The sequence below is a fragment of the Streptomyces sp. ST2-7A genome, from assembly GCF_021390475.1.
In the GTDB taxonomy this organism is placed as follows: domain Bacteria; phylum Actinomycetota; class Actinomycetes; order Streptomycetales; family Streptomycetaceae; genus Streptomyces.
The window spans coordinates 46,242-53,815 of record NZ_JAJUWS010000045.1 but is presented as its reverse complement, the minus strand read 5'-3'; the positions used below and the strand labels follow the sequence as shown (position 1 = coordinate 53,815).

Annotated in this window: 5 protein-coding genes; all 5 read left to right on the top strand. The window is 73.4% G+C overall.

Going from position 1 to position 7,574, the window contains the following annotated elements; all coding sequences use genetic code 11:
* The first annotated feature begins 80 nt into the window (after window positions 1–80).
* Complete coding sequence (locus LZF96_RS22255; protein ID WP_233875847.1) at window positions 81–1,034, top strand: carbohydrate ABC transporter permease; 954 nt, start codon at window positions 81–83, stop codon at window positions 1,032–1,034.
* A gap of 236 nt (window positions 1,035–1,270) precedes the next feature.
* A complete protein-coding gene (locus LZF96_RS22250) occupies window positions 1,271–2,101 on the top strand; it encodes a carbohydrate ABC transporter permease (RefSeq protein ID WP_233875863.1) in 831 nt (276 codons plus the stop codon).
* 8 nt (window positions 2,102–2,109) lie between these two features.
* Window positions 2,110–3,699, top strand: coding sequence for a glycoside hydrolase family 3 protein (locus LZF96_RS22245; RefSeq protein WP_233875845.1), 1,590 nt, complete (start codon window positions 2,110–2,112; stop codon window positions 3,697–3,699).
* A 466-nt stretch (window positions 3,700–4,165) separates the two neighbouring features.
* Window positions 4,166–5,191: an SIS domain-containing protein gene (locus LZF96_RS22240; RefSeq protein ID WP_233875861.1), complete on the top strand. Its 1,026-nt coding sequence runs from the start codon at window positions 4,166–4,168 to the stop codon at window positions 5,189–5,191.
* Window positions 5,192–5,970: 779 nt separating this feature from the next.
* A complete protein-coding gene (locus LZF96_RS22235; RefSeq protein WP_233875859.1) occupies window positions 5,971–7,458 on the top strand; it encodes a sensor histidine kinase in 1,488 nt (495 codons plus the stop codon).
* Window positions 7,459–7,574: the final 116 nt, after the last annotated feature.

Here is a 7,574-nt window from a genome sequence, read left to right as displayed (position 1 = left end):
CGTGAGCCCGGCTGCGCCGCCGACCCCCCGCCGCGCCGGCGCAGCCGGGCTCACGACCGTCCGATCGCGAGGAAGACCCCATGACCACACCGGCCCGGGCAGCCGAGCCCGCGGCGCCGGCCGCCGCCACCGGCCGCCGGGTGCCCACCGGCTGGCTGCCCTACCTGCTCATCGCCCCGGCGCTGCTCTCCCTCGGTGTGGTCCTGGGATGGGCCCTGCTGAGGAACGTGCTGATCTCCTTCCAGGAGTTCGGGCGTCGTCAGCTGATCTCCCGCACCACCGAGTGGGCCGGCTTCGACAACTACGTCGAGGTCCTGAACAACCCCCGGTTCTGGGACACGCTGGTACGCACCTTCGTCTTCATGGCCGTCAACGTGGTCCTGATCATGGTGCTCGGCACACTGATCGGGCTGCTGCTCAACCGGCTCGGCAGGAGGATGAGGCTCACCCTCTCCATCGCGCTGGTGATGGCCTGGGCGATGCCGATCATCCCCAGCACGGTGCTGTTCTCCTGGATCTTCCACACCCAGTACGGCCTGATGAACTGGTTCATGGGCGCCCTGGGCTTCACCGGTTTCGAGCAGCACAACTGGTTCGGGACCGGTACCTCCACGCTGGCCATCGCCACCCTGCTCATCGTGTGGATGTCGATCCCCTTCGTGGCGCTGAACCTCTACGCCGGCCTGACCACCGTCAGCGGTGAGATCTACGAGGCCGCCCGCATGGACGGCGCCTCCGCCTGGCGGATCTTCCGGTCGATCGTCCTGCCGATCATGAAGCCGTTCTTCCTGATCACCACCTTCCTGGAGATCATCTGGGTCTTCAAGGCGTTCGCCCAGGTCTACGCCCTCAACGGCGGCGGACCCTCGCGCGCCTCGGAGACCCTGCCGGTCATGGCCTACATCGAGGGCATGGGGCAGCAGCAGTTCGGCGCCGCCGCCGCCATCTCCGTGCTCACCCTGCTCATCCTGCTGGGGGCCATGTCGTACTACTTCCACCTGATCCTCAAGCAGGAGAAGGAGCAGCAGTCATGAGCCAGGACACCACCGCAGCCGGTGCCGACGGCGGTTCCGGCTCCCCGGAGGTCAACGGCCCGGAGGGCCCCTCGCGCTCCACCGCCGCCGGACCCACCGGTGCCGCCGCCGGCGGGGTCGTCGGCCGCCTCGCCGAGGTCAACATCGCCGGCCCGCACGGTGCCCCGCCGCCCTCCGACCCGGTCCGGCAGACCGTCGCCGGCATCCCGCGCACCCCCGACGGGGGCCCCTCCCGGATGCCCTTCCGCCGTCGCTTCCAGCGGATCTGGCCCAACGCGGTGGCCCTGATCACCGCCGCCGTCTTCATCTTCCCCGTCTACTGGATGATCGCCAGCTCCCTCAAGCAGCGCGGCGACATCCTCACCCGGGACCCGGTCTTCCTCTTCACCCCCACCTTCGGGAACTACTCCACCGCGATGGGCGCGGACCTGTTCTGGACCTACGTCCGCAACAGCCTCGTCGTCACCGTCTGCGCCGTGCTGCTGGCCCTGCTGGTCGCACTCGCCGCCGGCTTCGCCATCGCCCGGATGGAGTTCAAGGGCCGTCGCGGCATGATCCTGGTGATCATGATGGCGCAGATGGCCCCGTGGGAGGTGCTCATCATCGTGATGTACCTCAACGCCCGGGACCTGGAGATGCTCAACAGCCTCCTCGCCCTGACCATCATCTACTTCGTGATGGCGCTGCCCTTCACCCTGTGGACGCTGCGCGGCTTCATCGCCGCCGTGCCCAAGGAACTGGAGGAGGCCGCCCTGATCGACGGCTGCTCCCGCACCCGCGCCTTCTTCAGCGTGATCTTCCCGCTGCTCGCCCCCGGCCTGATGGCCACCTCGATCTTCGGCTTCATCATGGCCTGGAACGAGTTCGCCATGGTCCTGGTGCTCAACAAGGCGCCAGAGGCCAAGACCCTCCCGGTGTGGCTGTCCAGCTTCCAGACCGCCTTCGGCAACGACTGGGGCGCCACCATGGCCGCCTCCACCCTCGTGACCATCCCGGTCCTGGTCCTCTTCCTGATCCTCCAGCGTCGGGTCACCGGCGGCATGGCCGCCGGTGCCGTGAAGGGATGACCCCCGACATGACCGCACCGACCACCGCGACCCGGGGGACGGACGGCCTCGAGCGCGACGCCCTCGCCGTCCTGCACCCCACCTTCCACGGCACCGACGCCCCGCCCGCCTGGCTGCTGCGACTCCTGGAGAGCGGCGGCATGACCGGTGTCGGCCTCTTCGGCCGCAACGTCGTCTCCGACGGGCAGGTCACCGACCTCACAGCCCGGCTGCACGAGGCCAACCCCGAGGTTCTCGTCGCCCTCGACGAGGAGGGCGGCGACGTCACCCGCCTGGAGGTGCGCACCGGCTCCTCCGTGCCCGGCTCCCTCGCCCTGGGCGCCGTCGACGACCCCGACCTCACCCGGGCGGTCGCCGCCGAGATCGGCCGCCGCCTGGTGGCCCGCGGCATCACCCTCAACTGGGCGCCGTCCGCGGACGTCAACTCCAACCCCGACAACCCCGTCATCGGCTCCCGCTCCTTCGGCGCCGACCCCGAACTGGTCGCCCGGCACACCGTCGCGTACGTCGAGGGCCTGCAGTCCGCCGGTGTCGCCGCCTGCGTCAAGCACTTCCCCGGCCACGGGGACACCGACGTGGACAGCCACCTCGCGATGCCCCGCATCGGCGTGGACCGCGACACCCTGACCGCACGCGAGCTGCTGCCCTTCCGGGCCGCGATCGCCGCCGGCACCCGCAGCGTCATGAGCGCGCACATCCTCGTCCCCGCGCTGGACCCCGAACTGCCCGGCACGCTCAGCCCCGCCGTGCTCAACGGCCTGCTGCGGGCCCCCGTCGCCGAGGGCGGCCTCGGCTTCGAGGGGGTCATCGTCACCGACGGCATGGAGATGGACGCCGTCGCCGCCCGCTGGGGCGTCGAGCGCGGCAACGTCCTCGCGATCGCCGCCGGGGCCGACGCCATCTGCGTCGGCGGCACCCCCTCCGACGAGGCCGAGGTGCTGCGGATGCGCGACGCCCTGGTGGACGCGGTGCGTGCCGGGGAACTGCCCGGGGAGCGGCTGCACGACGCCGCCGAGCGGGTGCGCGCCCTGGGTCGGTGGACCGCCGCCCGCCGCGCCGAGGCACTCGGGGCCGGGACCCCCGCCGGGGACACCGGGGCCGCCGGGCGGGACATCGGCGCGGAGGCCGCCCGGCGCGCGGTGCGGGTCTCCGCGCCCGCCGGCGCGCCGGCGTTCGCCCCGCTCACCGGCCCCGCGCACGTCCTGGTGCTCACCCCCACCGCCAACGTGGCCGTCGGCACCGAGACCCCGTGGGGCCTCGGCCCCGAGCTGACCCGCCTGTTGCCCGGCACCACCACCGACCGCCGGGACCGCACCGCCGCGACGGAGGTGCCCGCCCTGGTCGACGAGGTGCTGCGGGCGACCGGCGACCGGCGGCTCGTGGTCGTCGTGCGCGACGTCCACCGGCACGCGTGGATGGCCGGGGTACTCGACGCACTGGTCGCCGCCCGCCCGGACACCGCAGTCGTGGAGATGGGCGTACCGCAGGCCCCGCCGTCCGGCGCCCTGCACATCGCCACCCACGGCGCGGCCCGGGTCTGCGCCGAGGCCGCCGCCGAGGTGCTGACCGGTCGGTCGCCGGGCGCCGGCGGGGCCTGAGCCGGCCCGTCGGACCGGTCGGTACGGTCGGTTCCGGCAGCTCCGTCGGGCCGGCACCGGTCGGGGCCCGGGCCCCGACCGGTCCGTTCGGCTCGTCGGACCGGTGCCGAGCCGGCCGCCCGGTCCTCCGTGACGGCCCGCACGGTGTCCCGCCGGGCGGGGGCACCCTCCCGGACCGTCCACCCCGGTTCCGCGCCGGCGCCGGGGGGAGACCGCCGCCCGAACCGCCCGACCACTGATCCGGGCACCGGCCCGGAGCCGGTCCGGCCGGGCACCGCGCCGGACCCGCACCCCGGAGCGCCGGCCGTACCCGGTCCCGGATCGTCCGGCCCCCGAACCGGCCGGACACCGCCGTCCCGCCGCGCGCCGGTCGCACGCCGACCGCGCTCCCCGCAGCCCACATCCCGCAGCCACCCGCACGTCACACCCAGGAGGCCCCGTGTCCGCCGACACCCCCGGCCGGATCATGTCCCGCGAGATCGCCGAGCAGCCCGGGGCGCTGCGCCGCCTGCTCGAGGAGGGCGCGCCCCGCATCCGGGCGGTCGCCGGGGCGATCGCCACCCGCCGGCCCCGCTTCGTCCTGCTCACCGCCCGCGGCACCTCGGACAACGCCGCCCTGTACGCCAAGTACCTGCTGGAGATCCTGCACGGCCTGCCCTGCGGGCTCACCTCGATGTCCACCACGACCGCCTACGACGCCCGTCCGGACCTCACCGACGTCCTGGTGATCACCGTCAGCCAGTCCGGCGGCTCGCCCGATCTGGTGGCCTCCACCCGGGCCGCCCGGCGGGCCGGCGCGATCACCCTCGCCGTCACCAACAACGCGGACTCCCCGCTCGCGGAGGCCGCCGAGCACCATATCGACATCCTCGCCGGCCCCGAGTACGCCCTGCCCGCCACCAAGACCTACACCTCCTCGCTGCTGGCCCTGTACCTCTTCGTCGAGGCGCTGCGCGGGCACGACGGGGTGCCGACGGCGGCCCGGCTCCCGGAGCTGGCGGAGGAGATCCTGGCGCGGGGGGAGGAGGTGCGGGAACTGGCCGGCCGCTACCGCTTCGCCGAGCGCATGGTCCTCACCTCGCGCGGCTACGGCTACCCCACCGTCAAGGAGGCGGCGCTGAAGCTGATGGAGACCAGCTACGTGCCCGCCCTCTCCTACTCCGGCGCCGACCTGCTGCACGGGCCGCTGGCCATGGTGGACAACGTCTTCCCGGTCATCGCGGTGGTTCCCGACGGGCGGGGCGGCGAGGCGCTGCGCCCGGTCCTGGAGCGGCTGCGCGAGCGCGGTGCCGACCTGGTGGTCGTCGGATCGAGGGAGCGGGTGGCGGAGGCGTCGGCCGGCTTCGTGCTGCCCACCGAGGGGGTCGCCGAGGAGGTCCAGCCGATCCTGGAGATCCTGCCGCTGCAACTCCTGGCGATGGAGGTCACCCTCGCGCGCGGTCAGGACCCGGACGCCCCGCGCTCGCTGGCGAAGGTCACGGAGACCCACTGACCCACCGACCCACCGGTTCCGGCGGGCGGAGCGCGTGCCACGGCCGGCCCCCGCGACCCGGGGGCCGGCCGTGGCACGGGGGAGCGGAGAAGGTTCCGGCACGCCGGGGGCTTCGCGGAGACACCTCTCGCCGGAGCGGGAACCGAAGCGCCGGCCGACACCCCGGGAACCCCGGGTCGGCGGACCCCGGCGGACCCCGGCGGAACCGTGGGGAACATGGCGGGAAAGGCCCGGAAACACCCACGGGCCGCGGCACCGGGAAGAGACCCTCAGCCCTTCCGGCACCGCAGCCCGGAGCGACACGCGTCCGGGTGCCGTCAGGGCAGAAAGCGCCGCGGATCGCGCTCCACCCCTCTGTGCGGTGAGGGGCAGAAGATCGCGCACACGTGGTGTGCTCCTCCATTGTGGACCGGTCCGGCTCCTATGTCCATGCCGTGAACAAACCCGTGACCAACCTCGCGACGCGGACCCCGTGAACGTGATTCCGCCTTCATCCTCCGATGCCGGACCCCGCCCGGCGCCCCCGGGCGGGCCGGTGGGGGGATCCCGCCTTCGGAGGTCGTAAGCACCGGGCCCCCGGCCGATTCCACCGTCCGCTCCCGCGGCCCGTGGCGCGGTGGGCGACACGTTCGGCGGGTGTCACCCCACCCCACCCGTTTTCCGGCGCCGGCACGCCGGTGACCGGCGCGGGTCAGGGACCTCACGACAGCCCCGCCGCGCACCCCGCCGGCTCCCGGCGTCCCCGGTGGACGGGGAGGTAGGCTCGCGCCGTGCCCTCCATGAACGATCTGGTCCGTCTCCACACCGACCTGGACGAAGGCGACCTCGAGTGGCTGCACCTCCTGGTCTCGGAGTGGCAGTTGCTCGCCGACCTCTCCTTCGCCGACCTGGTGCTCTGGCTGCCGACCCGGGACGGTACCCGCTATGTCTCCGTCGCCCAGATGCGGCCCAACACAGGGCCCACCTCGCACCAGAACGACATGGTCGGCCACCTCGTCCCACGGGGCCGTCGGCCCCTCCTGGACGCGGCGCTGGACGAGGGGCGGATCGTCCGCGAGGGCGACCCGGAGTGGCGCGAGGAGGTGCCGGTCCGGGTGGAGTCCATCCCGGTGCGCCGGGAGAGCCGGGTACTGGGCGTGATCGCCCGCAACACCAACCTGCTCACCGTGCGCACCCCCAGCCGGCTGGAGCTCACCTACCTGCAGAGTGCCTCCGACCTCGCCCAGATGATCGCCAACGGCGCCTTCCCCTTCCCCGGCCAACAGGTCGGGATGGATCGCGCGCCCCGGGTGGGGGACGGCTTCATCCGCCTGGACACCGAGGGCACCGTCCTCTATGCCAGCCCCAACGCCCTGTCCGCTTACCACCGGTTGGGTCTGGCCACCGACCTGGTCGGACTGCGGCTGGGGCCCACCACGGCCGATCTGGCCCCCACCCGGGGGCCGGTGGACGAGTCCCTGGTCAAATTGGCCAGCGGGTGGGCGCCCCGGGAAGCCGAGATCGAGGGCGACGAATGCGTCATTCAATTGCGGGCGATCCCGCTCAAGCCGCGCGGTGAGCGCGTCGGTTCCCTGATACTCCTGCGCGACGTCACCGAATTGCGCCGGCGCGAGCGCGAGTTGATCACCAAGGACGCCACCATCCGGGAAATTCACCACCGGGTGAAGAACAACCTCCAGACCGTGGCGGCCCTGTTGCGCCTCCAGGCCCGCCGGATCGACGCGGCCGGGGACAACAGCGCCCGGGCCGCCCTGGACGAGGCGGTGCGTCGGGTCGGCTCGATCGCCATCGTCCACGAGACGCTCTCGCACAACCTCGACGAGCGGGTGGAGTTCGACGAGATCGCCGACCGGGTGCTGGCGATGGTGGCGGAGCTGTCGCCCGGCCTGGTCACCACGCGGCGCACCGGCCGGTTCGGCGTGCTGGACGCCGAGACCGCCACCCCGCTGTCCATGGTGCTCACGGAGGTCGTGCAGAACGCCATGGAACACGCCTTCGAGCCCGGCGGGCGCGGCACCGTGGAGGTCGCCGCCACCCGTGGGGACCAGCCGGCCCGGCGCGGGGGCCGGCTCCTGGTGACCGTCCAGGACGACGGACGCGGGTTGCCGGCCGACTTCGACCCGCACACGTCGGGAAACCTGGGACTGCAGATCGTGCGGACCCTGGTGGAGGGCGAGTTGGAGGGCCGTTTCGACATGGAGCGGGTGCCGGACGGGGGCACCAGGGTGGTGCTGGACCTGCCGCTGGCACCGGGGCGCAAGCGCTGAGACCGGACGGTCCGGCCCCGGCTCACGGCCCGGGTTCCCCCGGTCGGGGCCCCGTGACCGGCGCCGGAACGTGCGGGAGCCCCGGCCCGGCCGCCTCCCCGCCCACCGGGAATGTT